The organism is Shewanella sp. A32, assembly GCF_029167175.1.
Classification (GTDB): domain Bacteria; phylum Pseudomonadota; class Gammaproteobacteria; order Enterobacterales; family Shewanellaceae; genus Shewanella; species Shewanella yunxiaonensis.
Window position 1 is genome coordinate 1 of the sequence record NZ_JARFTS010000028.1, and the last position, 15,799, is coordinate 15,799.

Below are 15,799 nucleotides of genomic sequence, written 5' to 3' on the forward strand. Positions count from 1 at the left end.
GCAAATGGCATCTTTTTATTGAGGCCATACGTTGAACTGGAGGACGCGTAGACCAAGTGTTCCACTTTATTGTGACGGCAACCTTCCAGCACACATAAAGTGCCGACTAAGTTACTATCTGCGTAAGCAAAGGGATTACTGATGGAGTAACGAACCCCCGCCTGTGCGCCTAAATGGATCACCCGCTGAAACTGTTCTTTGGCAAACAACGCTGCCATACCCGCTCTATCGGCAAGGTCCAGTTTCAGAAATTGAAATTTGTCAAAGTTGGCCAAGTTGCTGAGACGGGCTTGCTTCAGACTCACGTCATAATAGTCATTGAGGTTATCAATACCGACAACCTGATGGCCGGCCTCACACAATTTTTCTGACACGCGAGCACCAATAAAACCCGCAGCACCAGTGACCAAATACTTCATTGCCAAACCTCTTTAATATGGGTAACCCATCGATCACAAGGGTTACTTAACTCACTTAGTCCTGACCGAACAGGTCGCGGGTATAGACTTTGTCGGCAACGTCTTTCAACTCTTCCATCATACGGTTGGAAATAATGACATCAGACATTGCTTTAAACTCATTTAAATCGCGGATCACTCGGGAGTGGAAGAACTGATCTTCTTTGAGCACGGGCTCGTATACCACCACTTCAATCCCTTTCGCTTTGATCCGCTTCATCACGCCCTGCACCGCGGATGCGCGGAAGTTGTCGGAACCGCTCTTCATGATCAAACGGTACACACCCACAATTTTCGGCTTGCGGCTAATAATGGAATCCGCGACAAAGTCTTTACGTGTACGGTTGGAATCCACAATCGCAGCAATCAAATTATTCGGCACATCATTATAGTTGGCTAATAGCTGCTTGGTGTCTTTCGGCAAACAATAGCCACCATAACCGAACGAGGGGTTGTTGTAATGACTGCCTATGCGAGGATCCAGACAAACGCCATCGATGATTTGACGAGTATCCAGTCCGCGAGAGTCAGCGTAGGTATCCAGCTCATTGAAAAATGCCACACGCATCGCCAAGAAGGTGTTGGCAAACAGTTTAATTGCTTCGGCTTCAGTACTGTCGGTAAATAAAACCTGAATGTCAGGCTTTAAGGCACAATCTGCGAGTAATCGTGCAAATGTCTCTGCCCGCTGAGAACGCTCCCCGACAATAATCCGAGACGGATAGAGGTTGTCGTATAACGCCTTACCTTCACGCAAAAATTCTGGCGAGAAGATGACATTATTAGTCCCCAAGGACTCTCTAATCTCTTGAGTGTAACCAACGGGTACCGTTGACTTAACAACAATGGTGACATCCTTGTTGACCGCAACCACATCCTTTATCACCGACTCTACAGAGCTGGTATTAAAGTAGTTGGTTTTAGGGTCGTAATCGGTAGGCGTTGCGATGATGACAAAATCCGCATCGTTATATGCAGATTTATCCAATGTAGCAGTCAGGTTCAGATGGCGTTCCGCCAGATACTCTTCAATCATCGGGTCCGCGATAGGTGATTTGCGGGCATTAACTAAATCGACTTTATCCTGAATAACATCGATGGCAACAACTTCATGCTTCTGTGCTAACAACACAGCGTTAGATAGGCCAACATACCCAGTACCCACCACAACAATCTTCATAACCTTTCTATTCCCTATGCTCTAATTTTCAATTCCAGAGTTAAGGGCAACAACTATACTAGCGGTGAGCATAATACGCTATGACGGATTCCTTAAATTGGCGCAATTGTTGCGCTGGCAGGCTATTTATTCCTGCCGCGGCTGCTCTTCCACCACCGGTGGCAAACTGGCTACAAATATCGCCAGCTCCCTGTCGATTGTTAATTGGCGCTCGTAATGAAATCATCAGGGTGCCATCTGCATTGTTGGTGACCACTGCAACGGCTTTATCAGGGTTGTCATTCGCTAATGCATTACCCATCACTCCGCTGACACGTTTTGCCCAGGGAGCATCCGGCAATTGATACATTATCAATGTGTGATCATCATGAACCGGTGACAATGCTTCTAGATTTTCCATATCGGCCTGATAAGCTGCCTGTAATTTATAAAATGGCGATGAGGGATTTTCGCGTAATTCAAGAGGTGAACGGTACATCACCAACTGATGAAATAACTTATCTGGTGAGATGTGTAAATCTGCAGTTGAACTACCATAGCCGTTGTAATTCACCAACGTGCCAAGTTCTTGTAGGAAAACGATATCATCTTCATTCAGGTGTTCCACTGCAGCTAACTGGCGGGCAGCAGTCACCATATTGTCACCAAAAGCAGCGGCAATCGCCCATTTCTGAAACTGACCATTCAATAACTTATTTACAATTAACGCCGTGCAAGTGTCAGGCGCCAAATCAATGTGCACAGCTAATAATGGTGAATCCGGGATATCACCAGTACGATGATGATCGATGTAACTTATGGGTATGCCATTCGCCAACAAATCTTTCAATGCTGGCAGGTTTTTCTCCATCGAAATATCGAGAACTTGCACAGTGTCACCGACTGCAGCTTTGACGTTTTTAAGTAATGCGATGTCCCGTTTGACGCCTGTAACCAAAACTGCGTCTTTCGGTTCAGCTAAGCGCAATTGTACTAACGATAAAATGCCATCAGCATCACCGTTAAACACATCATAATGCATTGAAATTTCTCGTCTATTGTCGGATCAGATATTCGCCATTCTGCAGATATTGCAGAATAACGCTTACACATGCATCAATATCCATTTCATCAGTTTTTATATGAATATCCGGTGTTAAAGGCGCCTCATAGACAGAATCAATGCCAGTAAAGTGCTTGATCTCACCTGCACGAGCTTTGATATAAAGGCCTTTGGGATCTCTTTGTTCACACACCGCCAAAGGCGTATCGATAAACACCTCAATAAACTCGCCTACCGCATGTAATTGACGAACCAGCTGACGATCAGAACGAAAAGGCGAGATAAAGGCTGTCATCACAATTAAACCTGCATCGACAAACAACTTGGTGACTTCACCAATGCGGCGAATATTTTCAACGCGGTCAGCATCATTAAACCCCAAGTCTTTATTGAGGCCGTGACGCACATTATCCCCATCTAAAAGATAGGTGTGATACCCAAGTTCAAACAACTTTTGTTCAAGGGCATTGGCAATAGTGGATTTGCCTGAGCCACTCAATCCAGTAAACCACAACACTGCTGGTTTACGATGTCCTTTAGCATTGGCCCGCGCATTTTTACTCACGTTATGCTGGTGCCAGACCACATCAGGGGAATGTTGATTTGTCATAAAATCATCCTTCACAGGTGCCAGTTATCCCGGCTTAAATGGGAAAAATTCCGGCACCATCAACACTACAATTGCGCCATAGGTTAATGCCACGGGTAGCCCCAGCTTCAAAAAATGGGTCAAGCGGTACTTACCTGCGTTATAGACCATAAGATTCGTTTGATAACCAAACGGGCTAACAAAGCTACCACTGGCGGCAAAAGCGACGACCATCACAAAGGGCAGAATATCGACGCCCAGTCCCTTGGCTAGACCTACACCTAACGGAAACATCAGTGCAGCTGCCGCATTATTCGTCACAACTTCCGTCAACAACCAGGTTGCAATATAGGTCAGCAACAGGAGGTAAAAAGGGTCCAAACCCACCGCATAATCCTTGACCTGCTGAGAGAACCAAGCGGTAACCCCACTGTTAACTAGAGCATAAGATAATAAAATTGCTACTGAAACGATTAACCAGATATCTAATGGGAAGCGCCGTGCCAGCTCATTTACCGTCACACACCCAGTGAAGATATATACTCCGAGTAACAGCAACATTGCCTGCATCAAATCTGTGACGCCTAATGCCGATAATGTCACTGCGGCAATAAAGCCGCCAATGGCCAACCATTCACAGCGACCACTGAGTTTCTGATCCGGTTCAACACCACTAACACTGATGAAATTCTTCGAGATGTTATGACGCCGACGATAATCTTCCCCGACGGCCAACACCAGAAAATCACCGGCTTCAATCGTGACCTCACCAAGTTTGCCTGAAATGTTGTGACCATCACGACGGATAGCGACTACAGCGGCATCAAATAATGCCCGGAAACCAACAGTCTTCAATGTGCGTCCCACCAGAATACTTTCCTGGCGCACTACCACTTCCGTCAGTTCTCGACTCAGCAGTCCATCTTTATCGGCAAACAATTTGAGTCCAGTGAAGTGGTGTAGCTGCATCACCTTATTAATGTCACCCGCAAAAACCAGCCTGTCGCCCTCATATAGAATTTCTGCCGGCGAAACGGGGGATATCAATTGATCGTTACGGATCACTTCGACTAAAAACAGCGATTCAAGATGTCGTAAACCATTAACTTCGACACTCTTACCAACTAGAGGCGAGCCTTTGCTCACCTTTGCATCAATAAAATAGCCTTTGGGACTCAGATCATTCGTGCGACTGTCGGGTAGGAACCGACTGCAAAATCCTAGTACGATGCCGCACCCGAGCACCAAAATAATGCCTACCGTTGCAAATGAGAAAAAGGGCAAAGATTTGCCGGTTTCATTAATATAAAAACTGTTCACTATCAGATTGGTAGAGGTCCCAATCAGTGTCACTGTGCCGCCTAGAATGGCGGCATAGGACAAAGGCAACAATAAACGGCTGGCATTGTGGTAAGGATTATTGCGGATAGGAGCCATCAGCGTAGCAACCACTGCAGTGTTATTCAGAAATGCTGAACACACTGCGGTGATCCCTAACAGCCTCAACCAGCTGGATCGGTAACTTTTAACAATAACTTTAGTGGCTATCAGCCTCAAAAAACGCGTTTTCTCCAGGGCCAGTGAACACAACATCAACAAGATCAGTGTCACCAGCCCAGAATTCGCCATACCCGACAATATTTGCTGTCTGTTTACCAGACCGAAAGCGACCAGACACAGCAACAGTCCGCCAAAGATCATAGCGGGGCGCGTCTGGAACCGGATAAGCCCAGCAATCGTTGCCGCAAACAACAGTAGCGTCAGGTAGGCGTCTAGCGTCATTCATTCCCATCCAATATATGTGTAAACGATAGACACTAGTCTTTGCTGATGTCTCGCACACCCCAGTGTGGGTATTGCTTACGGATCAGCGCATTGAACTCCAATTCAAACTCACTGTACTGTTTGCGTAACGCGCCTGCCGACTCAGTGATTCGACCAATCATTCCCGCGCCAACAGTGGCATTAGTGAGTCGATCAATGATGATAAATGCTCCGGTATTACGGTTATCATCATATTGATCAAAAGGAATTTTTTCATTGAGAATGAAGCGACACTCGCCCATTTCGTTGAGCGACAACTGCCTGGACTCACTGTGCTTAAGGGTGTTGACATCCACCTTAAAATTCACCGCTCGCACATGACCAGACGTAAGTTTACTACCGGCTTTGATGAGATATTCCCGGTCAGCATAAAGAGGTTCCTCTGACATCCAGACCACGTCAGCATCGAAGCTGTCACTCACTAAGCAGGGCTCATGTGGCCTTACCAGCATATCGCCACGACCGACATCAATTTCGTCATTTAAGGTAAGGGTAACCGCCATGCCGGCAGAGGCTTTTTCCAAATCACCGTCGAACGTTACAATTGACTTAATCTGACTGCGCTTCCCCGAAGGCAGCACAGCAATTGTGTCACCGACACGAATATCGCCAGAAGCCACCGTGCCACTAAAGCCACGAAAATCCAGATTGGGCCGGTTTACATACTGCACTTGAAATCGAAAGGCATCCGCGACTCGTCGGTCGATCGTTACTGTATTCAGTAGTTTCAACAGCGGGGAACCTGGGTACCAACTCATATTGGTACTTTCATTCACCACGTTATCGCCCTTCAGTGCAGAAATTGGCACAAAACGGATATCTTTAAACTTCAGTTGTTCGGCGAAATCACGGTAGTCCTTTTTGATTTTCTGGTACACGTCCTGATCATAATTCACGATATCCATCTTATTGATCGCGATGATCACGTGTTTAATACCGAGCTGTGAACAGATGTAGCTGTGACGTCGAGTTTGAACTTGTACGCCATGACGGGCATCAATCAGAATAATGGCCAAATCACAGGTCGAAGCACCAGTGGCCATATTGCGCGTGTACTGTTCATGCCCGGGAGTATCGGCAATAATGAATTTTCGCTGTTCAGTAGCGAAATAGCGATAAGCCACATCGATAGTGATCCCCTGCTCTCGCTCAGACTGCAAACCATCCACCAGCAAGGCTAAATCAAACGCTTCATCTGTTGTGTTAAACCGCTTGGAATCCTTCTCAATCGCGGCCATCTGATCTTCAAAAATCATTTTGCTGTCATACAGCAATCGGCCAATTAAGGTGGACTTCCCATCATCGACACTACCACAAGTTAAAAAACGCAAAATATCCTTGTTTTCATGGATCTTCAGGTAACTTTCGATATCAGTGGCAATTAATTCTGAACTCGGTGACATTTATTTAAATTCCTTACTTTCTCACATGTATCAATGGAAATGTTTACGCCAAAAGATCAGAAGTAACCTTCCATCTTTTTCTTCTCCATTGAGCCGCTACTGTCATGATCAATTACCCGCCCTTGGCGTTCAGAAGTCGTACTCAGTAGCATCTCCTGAATGATTTCGGGAAGCGTTGATGCCGACGATTCAACGGCACCGGTAAGTGGATAACAGCCTAAGGTTCTGAAACGAACGGTACGCATTTGCGGAACTTCGCCCTCTTTCAAAGGCATACGCTCATCGTCCACCATGATCAGTGCGCCATCACGTTCAACAACAGGACGTTCAGCAGCGAAATAGAGATCTGGAATTTCAATATGTTCTAAATAGATGTATTGCCAGATATCCAACTCAGTCCAATTGGATAATGGGAATACACGGATACTTTCACCTTTATTTACTTTACTGTTGTAGATGTGCCACAACTCAGGTCGCTGGTTCTTGGGGTCCCAACGATGTTTACTATCACGAAATGAATAAACCCTTTCCTTGGCACGCGATTTCTCCTCATCACGACGCGCGCCACCAAAGGCGGCATCAAACCCATACTTATCCAACGCTTGCTTGAGTGCCTGCGTTTTCATGACGTCGGTGTGTTTAGCACTGCCATGATCAAAAGGATTAATGTTGAGTTTTACCCCCTCCGGATTAGTGTGTACAAGAAGCTTAAAGCCGTGCTTTTGCGCCATCTCATCACGAAAGCGGATCATCTCTCGAAACTTCCAGGTGGTATCAACATGAAGTAAAGGAAAAGGAATTTTGCCAGGGTAAAAAGCTTTACGAGCGAGATGCAGCAAGACAGAAGAGTCTTTGCCGATGGAGTACAACATCACCGGATTATCAAATTCGGCAGCGACTTCACGCATAATATGAATCGATTCAGCTTCCAGCGCCTTCAGATGCGTCATGCGCTGCTGATTTATGCTTTGTTCCACTCCACCTAACCTCTCGCTAAAATCCGGTGTGAAAGTATCTGATGACACTAACTGACACCAGCGGCTTTGCCTATGTTTGCGTTTGTTTAAGCGGAGTCTACCAGATGCCTATATACTCTAAATCTTCAATTTTGGAACTTATTATTCAATTAATGAATATACAAAGAGTAACCTTCTCGGTAAAAACCTAACAGTCTATAAATTCAAGTAAATCCACCGACCATATTTAAAACGGAAAGGCATTAGGAGCCATGAATTAGCCAATAATTATGGGAATTCAATCCAACAGTATTTTCGGCAACCATATTGGTCGCCATCATGTTGCTGTGTATCGTGCAGTGGAGCGATGATAGAAAAACGCTGAAAATATAGAAGATTAAGATAGCCGGCCTTGACAGGGCAATGGATTACCAAGATTGAGACGAACACAACTCAAAGGTTGTACTGTTAACAACAGTCTATGGTTATACAGGCGCATGGGTAATCGAGGTAGGTATCCAAAAATGGAAGACAACTGTTGGTTTTGAAATATGAATCACGTTAAATATTGTATGGGCCTTACCAGGACTTAGTTAGCGGCGAAGTGACCATTCACATCACTAATCCAACTGAATTACTTTCTGATAGCCCATCTGCATGCCGACACAGTCATATTATAAAAACAAATAAGTTAGCAGCTACAGGCCGTTATTTTTGCACCTTTTGATATGCTAGCTCCTCGAATGATACCCGCACACAAGTTCATCTAGTTGCTTTTGTTCTATTAGTTGCTGCTGCTTTTTGACGGCGTCTGCTCGCTGTGTCAGCATATGCTGTAGCCCCAGATTGAAACTCGCCTGTTGCAAGCAGGCTCGTTGCTGTAAACGGTATTCCTGAGAAGCCTCCATCACCCGCCGCTGTTGTTGCTCACATAGCTGCTGCATCTGGGATTTGATATCCCCCATATTCTGCAGATAAAGCGCCGAACCGCCACCATTGATCGACAGCGCATCCATATGTTCATGCAACTGTTCAAAGCGACTTTGTTCCAGTTGCTGGCTTTTCAGCAGTTGCGTTCTGCGACTCTGCATGCGCTCAAACTTTTGCTGCTGTAACACCAGATACTGACTAAGCGAACTCACGCATTAACTCCATTAGCTGATGATGACTATCGGCATAAACTGATTGTTCATTCAACCCTTGACATAAAAAGGCTTCGATAGCAGGGAAGCGTTTAACGACGGCATCCAACTCTGCATCTTCACCCTTCTGGTAGGCACCGAGTGGAATAAGCTCCTGGACCTGTTGATAGCGGCTATACAAACGTTTCAGCCGATAACAGGCCTGAAGATGAGCTTCACTCACTATCTGAGGCATTACCCGACTAATAGAGGCGCCGATATCAATGGCCGGGAAATGTCCCTGTTCCGCCAATGAGCGACGCAGCACAATGTGGCCATCAAGTATCGCTCGGGTGCTATCAACTATCGGATCCTGCGGATCATCACCTTCAGCCAGTACGGTGTATATGGCCGTCATGCTGCCGCGAGAACTATTACTGTTACCTGAGCTTTCCACCAGACTAGTAAGCTTACTGAATACCGAGGGAGGATAACCTTTGGTGGCAGGCGGCTCGCCAAGCGATAAGCCAATTTCGCGCTGAGCCTGGGCGTAGCGCGTTAGCGAATCCATCAGCAGCAATACATTTTTACCCTGCTCACGGAAATAGGCCGCAAGCTTGTGGCTGAGTTCAGCAGAGCGTAACCGTAACAACGGGGACTGATCCGCGGGTGCTGCCACTACAATGGCTTTTTTGCGACCTTCCGGTCCTAGAGCATGTTCAATAAAATCGCGGACTTCCCAACCACGCTCGCCAATCAGGCCGACAATCACCACATCGGCGGCAGTATAGCGGGTCATCATGCCTAACAGTTTACTTTTGCCAACGCCAGAGCCAGCGAACAAGCCAATACGTTGTCCTTTCCCCACGGTAAATAGACCGTTAAGCGCCCGAATTCCCACGTCTAGCGGTTGTTCTACACCACGCCGCTGCATGGGGCTCAGATGCGGGGCATAAAGCGTTTGTCGTGGCGCATCGATTTCCCCTAGGCCATCTATTGGCCGCATCAGTCCATCGACAACGCGCCCCATCAACGATTCGCCTACCGGCAGTTGATCGGAATTCTCAGTCACCCTCACTTTGGCGCCAGCATAAAGCCCAGAAACGGCAGCCAGTGGCATCAGGAATGCCTGTTCCTGATCAAATCCGATCACTTCAGCATCAAACCACTGTTGTCCGCCTTCCACTTGGCAGCGTTGTCCAAGAGATAGCCGCCCCCCTTTAACCGTCAGGGTCAGGCCGTTGATGCTCAACAGTCGCCCATAACTTTGGAATCGCTGAGGGGGTTTAATCGCGGCACTAGCCAGCCGCAGGCGCTGTTGCCATTCAGTCTGCATCGGTCAATATTGGCTTTATTTGTTGCAGTAATTCCGCCAGGCGTTGACGAAATGACAGCTGATGCAGTTGTGTTTCACCTTCAAACTGCACCTGCCCTGCCGGTAGGGATTCATCGACCCGAAACGGGATACCATCAATATCAGTCACCCCCTGACTTTTCAGCCACTGGTTATCACTGGCAGCGACACTGATAGCGGTAATTATGTCACGCCCTTGAAGCGCTTCCAGAGTGCGTTCAATCGCAGTTAGATAAGACTGTGGTTGTCCAGACAACTCACTTTCAATGACGGTCTGAGCCAACTCGCGGATCAGGGTGTATAGATCTTCACTTAACTGTGACGAGTTGATTTGCAATTGTAATTTGACGCCATTCATCAGTTGCGCCAACTGCTGACAATTATCCGCTTCAATGGCGATTTTCTGTTGTTGCAATTGCTTTTGGCACTGCATTTCCATCTCGGCTCTAAGTTCATCAGTCGCCCACTGCCGCCCAAGTTCCTCACCGGCTAATCGTCCATCATTCACGCCTTTCTGATAGGCATCTTCAAGCCGTTGCTGCAGCGTTAACTGAGACTCCGGACGAATAATTTCTGGAAACTGGAATAGATCTGACATGCGTTACCCCAGCACATCTTCCTGATAGAGCCGATAATCAATGGTACCCTCACTCATCATCTGGCGAATGATCTTCATGATCTCTGCACGAGCAGACTCTACTTTTCTGACCGGCTGCGGTGCTAAACCATCAAGTTGTTGCTGATAAACCTGCGCGAGACGTTTTGGCAAGGCATCCAAGATTGACTGAATAAATTCAGCTTTAGCGCCTTTGAGCGCGACAATCCACAGCTCATCTGAAATTTCATTCATTAGCTGTACCCGTACCTCTTCTGTCTGCAAGGCAATCGTCTCGAAATCAAACATCCGTTCTTCAATGGCTGTTGCAGTTTGTTTATCGTGTTGCCGCAGCAAGGCAATAATCTCTGCTTTATTGCCATTGTAGCGGTTTACAATCTCAGCAACTTTCTCGACACCGTCGACTCTGGCACCCGTTTGCTGCCCGACAAAATCGATACAGCGCTCCAGAGCAAAACGTAAATCATCAATAATAGGTTCACTCACTTCACGCATTCCGGCGATGCGAAATAACAGATCTTCATGGCGATCCTGCGGTAATAGTGCCAGCACTGCTGAACTTTGCTCCGGCGGTAAAAATGCCAGGATCAATGCCTGCATCTGTGCATGTTCCTCTTCTAAAAACCTCGCAATTAGCTCGGAAGGCACCCATTCCAGACGGCGTAACTCTTCGATTAAAGTGACACCATAAATATCATCAAGCATTCCACGCGCTAGCTTGCAACCGACGGCCTTATCCAGCGCCTTTTCAAGGTAACGACGCGATGCGCCGCTCACGCCACTCTCATTGCGGTAGCTGTCAAAGAAGTGCTGCAGTGTCTGGCTCATGTCCTCTTGCGTAATGTGTGCGATTTTAGCCATGCGTTCAGACAGCGCTTTGACTTCGCCCTTACCGAGGCGCCGAATCACATTAGCGGCGTTATCTTCCCCCATGCTTAGCAATAAAATGGCCGCTTGGTCGAGCTCAGATAACTCCCTGACGTCAGGACTTACTGGATTCAATTTCTATTCCTCGTTCTACCCAGGCTTTAATTACCGCAGTGACACGGTCAGATTCTTTATTGGCTAGGTACTGCATATGTGCGACCTGCTCTTCAAACAAAGCCCCGGCTTTAGGTAATGCCATGGTAGGAATTTCATCCTCTGTGGCAGCTTTGTTCTGTGACTTAGCGATTTCAGTCGATGCGGCAGTCTTATTTGACGTTGTAGCGTCAAAATCATCCAGTTTGCCATCACTGCTGTGTTGCTGAGCCAGTAATTGCGGGTTGGCTTCACTATTGTGACGTTTTCCCTTAACCAAATGGCTCACTAACGGTCTGACGCCAAAGAAAATCAACGCCAACGCAATCAGCGTACCGAAAAGGTATCGAGCATATTCCTGCATGATCGGCAACTGCCACCATGGCGTTGTATCTGTAGAACCCGCAACATCCGCCTCAACAAACTGAAAGCTGGAGATATTAAACTTATCACCACGCTGAGCATTGAAGCCAGTGGCCGTCCGCACCATGTCACCGAGTGATGTCAGTCTTGCATCTGTCCACCCCCCCTTACCCGCGGCAGCATCATTGACCAGCACTGAAACACTCATGGCTTTGAGTCTACCCACTTCATAGCGAGTGTGCGTAACTGAACGACCACTATCAAATGTGCGTTGCGCTTCTTGTTTCTGGCTAGTACGGCCATTCGGATTGGCATTAGCCTGTTGACCATTGGGGCTAGCAATTGGAGGATTGTTTGCCAAAGACCCCGGGATACCCATCGCCAGATCGTCCTGAGACGTACCGGTCTTGGTATTCTCTGACTTCACTATCGTATTAGGGTCAAGCGTTTCCTTGGTTTCTTCAACGACACTGAAATCCACATCTGCAGATACCTGGATCCGGTAGTTGCCTTCACCAACAATCGGCAACAACATAATTGCTGCTCTCTGTTCAATATCCTGCTCTAGCTTATTAATAAATTGCAGTTTCCTGTTGGAATCTTTGCCAACCGGCGAATCGTCAAACAGTTCCGCCGTCAACAGTTCCCCTTTTTGATCCACAACCGAGACAGAGCGCCGATCAAGGCCAGGAATACTACCTACGACCAAACTAACAATAGCCTCTACCTGCTGTTGCTTTAGCTCGTAACCGGGGGCGAGGTCGATCATGACCGACGCACCAGGAAGTTCCTCTTTGCGGCCGATAAATAGACTACGTTTGGGAATAGCCAGATGAACCCGGGCACTTTGAATACCGGTCATATTCATGATGGTACGCGCCAGTTCACCTTCCAGTGCATGCTGGTACTGTTTGGTTTCCATAAATTGGCTGGTGCCCATCTGCACCTTGCTGTTGATACTACTCATACCGTCAGGCAATGCCGCTTTGATACCACGGGCGGCCAAGGTGATCCTAGCATCAGCCAGTTTATCCTGCGGCACCATAATATTGCCGGTATCGGTATCAATTCGAAATGGAAACTTCTCTTTATCGAGGATTTCTAAGATGCTGGCTTTATCGTAATGTTCCTGATTACCATAGAGCGGTACATAGTTTTTGGCAGAGGTCCATAAAATAATCACGATGGCCGCGGCTACTAGCGTTGCCAGAAGGGCAATGGATGCCAGACTTCTGTCACCACTCTGTGGCCAACCAAACTTACCCGACAGATTAACGACCTTCTCCTTTAATCCACGATTACCAGAAAAATGTTCATCTTTGGTTGCCACTACACCCTTCATCAATCACCACCTACAAAGTCATACGCATAACGTCATCGAAACCCGAGAGGACCTTATTACGTACTTCCATCAACATATTGAAACTGAGGTTGGCCTTCTGACTTGTGACCATGGCACCGACCACGTCCTGAGAAGCGCCAGTATCGACTGCCTGCATCATTTCTGATGCCAGATTCTGCTGAGCGTTAACATCTCTAACCACTTGCATAAAATCTTGTTGGATGCCGCTGTTATTCGCCGGTGCAATCGCACCATTCTCGGCCATGAGTTCCATTTGATTCATGCGATTGAGCAAAAGGTTCTGCGTTGATATTGGTTCCATGTTTAACGTACCTGTATGTTTATGCTATGGCATCGATATCGATGCCATTTTTTCTCATTGCCGCTAACTTGTATCTCAGTGCACGGGTAGTCATTCCGAGAGCTTCTGCGGTACGACTTCGGTGTCCATTAAAACGTTGAAGTAAATCATAGATATAGTCGAATTCTGCCTGCTTGCGTGTGTGTTGCAGGCATTTTTCGTCACGGTTGAGTTGCTGCAGCGGCAAGCCCAGATCCTCAGCCTGCAGTTCCATTCCTCGCGCCATGACCACCGCACGCTGAATAACGTTTTCTAACTCGCGGACATTACCCGGCCAGTCATAACTCATCAGCACTTCACGCGCTGAATCACTCAGGTAATAGCGGTCTTCACCATATTTGCGGATAAAATACTGCACTAGCGGGATCACGTCTTCCATACGCTGTCTGAGCGCAGGCCAACACAAGGGCAACACATCGAGGCGATAATAAAGGTCCTCACGAAACGCCCCCTGGCTCACCAATTCGCGCAAATCTTTGTTGCAGGAAGCAATTACTCTGACATCCAAGCTGACTTTACTGTGGCTGCCGAGACGTTCAACTTCTCGTTCTTGAAGGACGCGCAGTAACTTGCCTTGCAACTCCAGAGGTAATTCAGAGATCTCATCCAACAACAAGGTGCCGCCATTAGCCAATTCAAATTTGCCTGCGGCAGCATTGACGGCGCCGGTGTATGCTCCTTTGGCATAACCAAACAACATGGCTTCAAGCATATTGTCAGGAATGGCGGCACAGTTAACAGCCACAAAAGCTTTATCTCTTCTCGCCGACATCTGATGGATAAACTGCGCTAATTTTTCCTTACCAGTTCCGGATTCACCTTGGATGAGCACGGTAGTGTTATTGGTCTGAGCAGCCCGGTTAGCAAGACGCAAAACTTTCTGGCTGGCTTGCGATACCGCCACCATATCTTGCATGTTTTTGAGCATGAAACGGGCGTTGCGCACCGAGGTAAGCAATTGAGTACAACTGAATGGCCGTAATAAATAATCTACCGCACCACAAGACAGTGCATCCGACGCCAATTGGCTCTGAGAGGACTCTACAATCACGATGATGGGAGTGACGGGGAATCGATGATGTATATTTTTTACCCAATCATTAACAATGTTTGGATAATTAACAAAATCAATGAATATAATTTCAGGCGCTTCAGTTAACCCATCGAGATAAAGGTCCTTCGCATGTTTTAAATATAATGATTCATTATTAAAACAGGCGACTTCATCAGTTTTTGGCTTTTTCCCTGATAACCACAAGACACAATTATCTTTCATCGTGTTACTACTCCATTATCCTTGCGGATAAGTCTTACTGATACCCTTCTATTTAATCCATTACCTTTTTCGTCATTATTAATTACAGGATAACGACTTCCATGTGCCCTCACTTCCAGTTGTGAAGGTTTCAACCCAAACTCGACCAATCTTGAAGCAATTTCATCTGCTCGCTGCTGAGAAAGTTGTCGATTGGCGATACGATCTCCTACATTATCGGTATAACCATCAATCAATACTTTAGTAACTTTATTATCTATATGAATATAACTAACTAAATCCTTCAATTTTTTTAGGTCTAATTCTGAAGAAAGATTTTCGCTACCTTTTTCAAAAAAGAATTCATTATCTCTAGCACTTTCCCACGACATAGGTGCCATATTAGTCACACAATCTTGGAACGCAGTAACCGCTGAAACACCTCGGAGATTAGTGAATATTATGTCTTTACTATTACTCTCCGAATGCAATTCGAAATCCAGCCAATCACCTGCCGCTACAACATTCAGAGCCTCACCAGCAACATTGTCATAAATAATTGATAAATCTTTAACATTACCTTCATAAGTTGATTGATAGGTAGGATCTGAGTGATTTTTCCAATCCGCAGGCTTAAATTTTAGCGTTGCTAAAGAGATTTTTTTTTCAGGAATTTTCAGCTTTAAAATTATCCGAGCTTTATATTCTGGCGTTTGAACAATATAAACATCCGCCACGCCATCAAAATTTTGTGACATAGAGCACTTAAATTTATTTGACTTTAAATCCCAAACGCCGTTTTCGTAAGTCTGTTGCCAACTTTCCTTAGCCAAAACATTCGTTATTGTTATTAATGGCAGCAAGAAACATGCTGGCAGAATAACTCTCCAGTACGAAAAAGACATTTTTATTCCA

General features: G+C 46.4%; 15 protein-coding genes. All 15 read right to left on the reverse strand.

All coding sequences use genetic code 11. The annotated features are described in order from the left end of the window. Positions 1–419, reverse strand: a 419-nt coding sequence (locus PY479_RS15625) for an SDR family NAD(P)-dependent oxidoreductase (RefSeq protein WP_275484315.1), incomplete at its 3' end; no start/stop codon positions are given. Positions 420–474: 55 nt separating this feature from the next. Further along, positions 475–1,638: a nucleotide sugar dehydrogenase gene (locus tag PY479_RS15630; RefSeq protein ID WP_275484316.1), complete on the reverse strand. Its 1,164-nt coding sequence runs from the start codon at positions 1,636–1,638 to the stop codon at positions 475–477. A gap of 58 nt (positions 1,639–1,696) precedes the next feature. Continuing rightward, on the reverse strand, positions 1,697–2,659 hold the full coding sequence (locus PY479_RS15635; RefSeq protein WP_275484317.1) for a DHH family phosphoesterase: 963 nt from the start codon (positions 2,657–2,659) through the stop codon (positions 1,697–1,699). A 13-nt stretch (positions 2,660–2,672) separates the two neighbouring features. Continuing rightward, a complete protein-coding gene (cysC, locus tag PY479_RS15640) occupies positions 2,673–3,290 on the reverse strand; it encodes an adenylyl-sulfate kinase (protein WP_275484318.1) in 618 nt (205 codons plus the stop codon). A 24-nt stretch (positions 3,291–3,314) separates the two neighbouring features. Beyond that, positions 3,315–5,051 (reverse strand): SLC13 family permease, encoded by a 1,737-nt coding sequence (locus PY479_RS15645; RefSeq protein WP_212595938.1) that lies wholly within the window; start codon positions 5,049–5,051, stop codon positions 3,315–3,317. Positions 5,052–5,086: 35 nt separating this feature from the next. Next, positions 5,087–6,496 carry a sulfate adenylyltransferase subunit CysN gene (gene cysN, locus PY479_RS15650; RefSeq protein WP_275484319.1) on the reverse strand — a complete coding sequence of 470 codons (1,410 nt, stop codon included), beginning with the start codon at positions 6,494–6,496 and terminating at the stop codon, positions 5,087–5,089. Between the two features lie 56 nt (positions 6,497–6,552). Further along, positions 6,553–7,461 (reverse strand): sulfate adenylyltransferase subunit CysD, encoded by a 909-nt coding sequence (gene cysD, locus PY479_RS15655; protein ID WP_212596538.1) that lies wholly within the window; start codon positions 7,459–7,461, stop codon positions 6,553–6,555. A gap of 722 nt (positions 7,462–8,183) precedes the next feature. Then, positions 8,184–8,594 (reverse strand): hypothetical protein, encoded by a 411-nt coding sequence (locus PY479_RS15660; RefSeq protein WP_275484320.1) that lies wholly within the window; start codon positions 8,592–8,594, stop codon positions 8,184–8,186. Continuing rightward, positions 8,581–9,909 carry a FliI/YscN family ATPase gene (locus PY479_RS15665; RefSeq protein ID WP_275484321.1) on the reverse strand — a complete coding sequence of 443 codons (1,329 nt, stop codon included), beginning with the start codon at positions 9,907–9,909 and terminating at the stop codon, positions 8,581–8,583. The genes PY479_RS15660 and PY479_RS15665 overlap by 14 nt, the downstream gene beginning before the upstream one ends. Beyond that, positions 9,899–10,525 (reverse strand): FliH/SctL family protein, encoded by a 627-nt coding sequence (locus tag PY479_RS15670; RefSeq protein ID WP_275484322.1) that lies wholly within the window; start codon positions 10,523–10,525, stop codon positions 9,899–9,901. Before PY479_RS15670 ends, PY479_RS15665 begins: the two co-directional genes overlap by 11 nt. A 3-nt stretch (positions 10,526–10,528) precedes the next feature. Next, positions 10,529–11,545: a FliG C-terminal domain-containing protein gene (locus tag PY479_RS15675; protein WP_275484323.1), complete on the reverse strand. Its 1,017-nt coding sequence runs from the start codon at positions 11,543–11,545 to the stop codon at positions 10,529–10,531. Next, positions 11,526–13,268, reverse strand: coding sequence for a flagellar basal-body MS-ring/collar protein FliF (fliF, locus tag PY479_RS15680; protein ID WP_275484324.1), 1,743 nt, complete (start codon positions 13,266–13,268; stop codon positions 11,526–11,528). Before fliF ends, PY479_RS15675 begins: the two co-directional genes overlap by 20 nt. A gap of 10 nt (positions 13,269–13,278) precedes the next feature. Beyond that, positions 13,279–13,590 carry a flagellar hook-basal body complex protein FliE gene (locus tag PY479_RS15685; protein WP_275484325.1) on the reverse strand — a complete coding sequence of 104 codons (312 nt, stop codon included), beginning with the start codon at positions 13,588–13,590 and terminating at the stop codon, positions 13,279–13,281. A gap of 19 nt (positions 13,591–13,609) precedes the next feature. Beyond that, complete coding sequence (locus PY479_RS15690) at positions 13,610–14,905, reverse strand: sigma-54 dependent transcriptional regulator (protein ID WP_275484326.1); 1,296 nt, start codon at positions 14,903–14,905, stop codon at positions 13,610–13,612. Beyond that, positions 14,902–15,789, reverse strand: a complete 888-nt coding sequence (locus PY479_RS15695; protein ID WP_275484327.1) for an OmpA family protein — start codon at positions 15,787–15,789, stop codon at positions 14,902–14,904. The genes PY479_RS15690 and PY479_RS15695 overlap by 4 nt, the downstream gene beginning before the upstream one ends. Between the last annotated feature and the right edge of the window lie 10 nt (positions 15,790–15,799).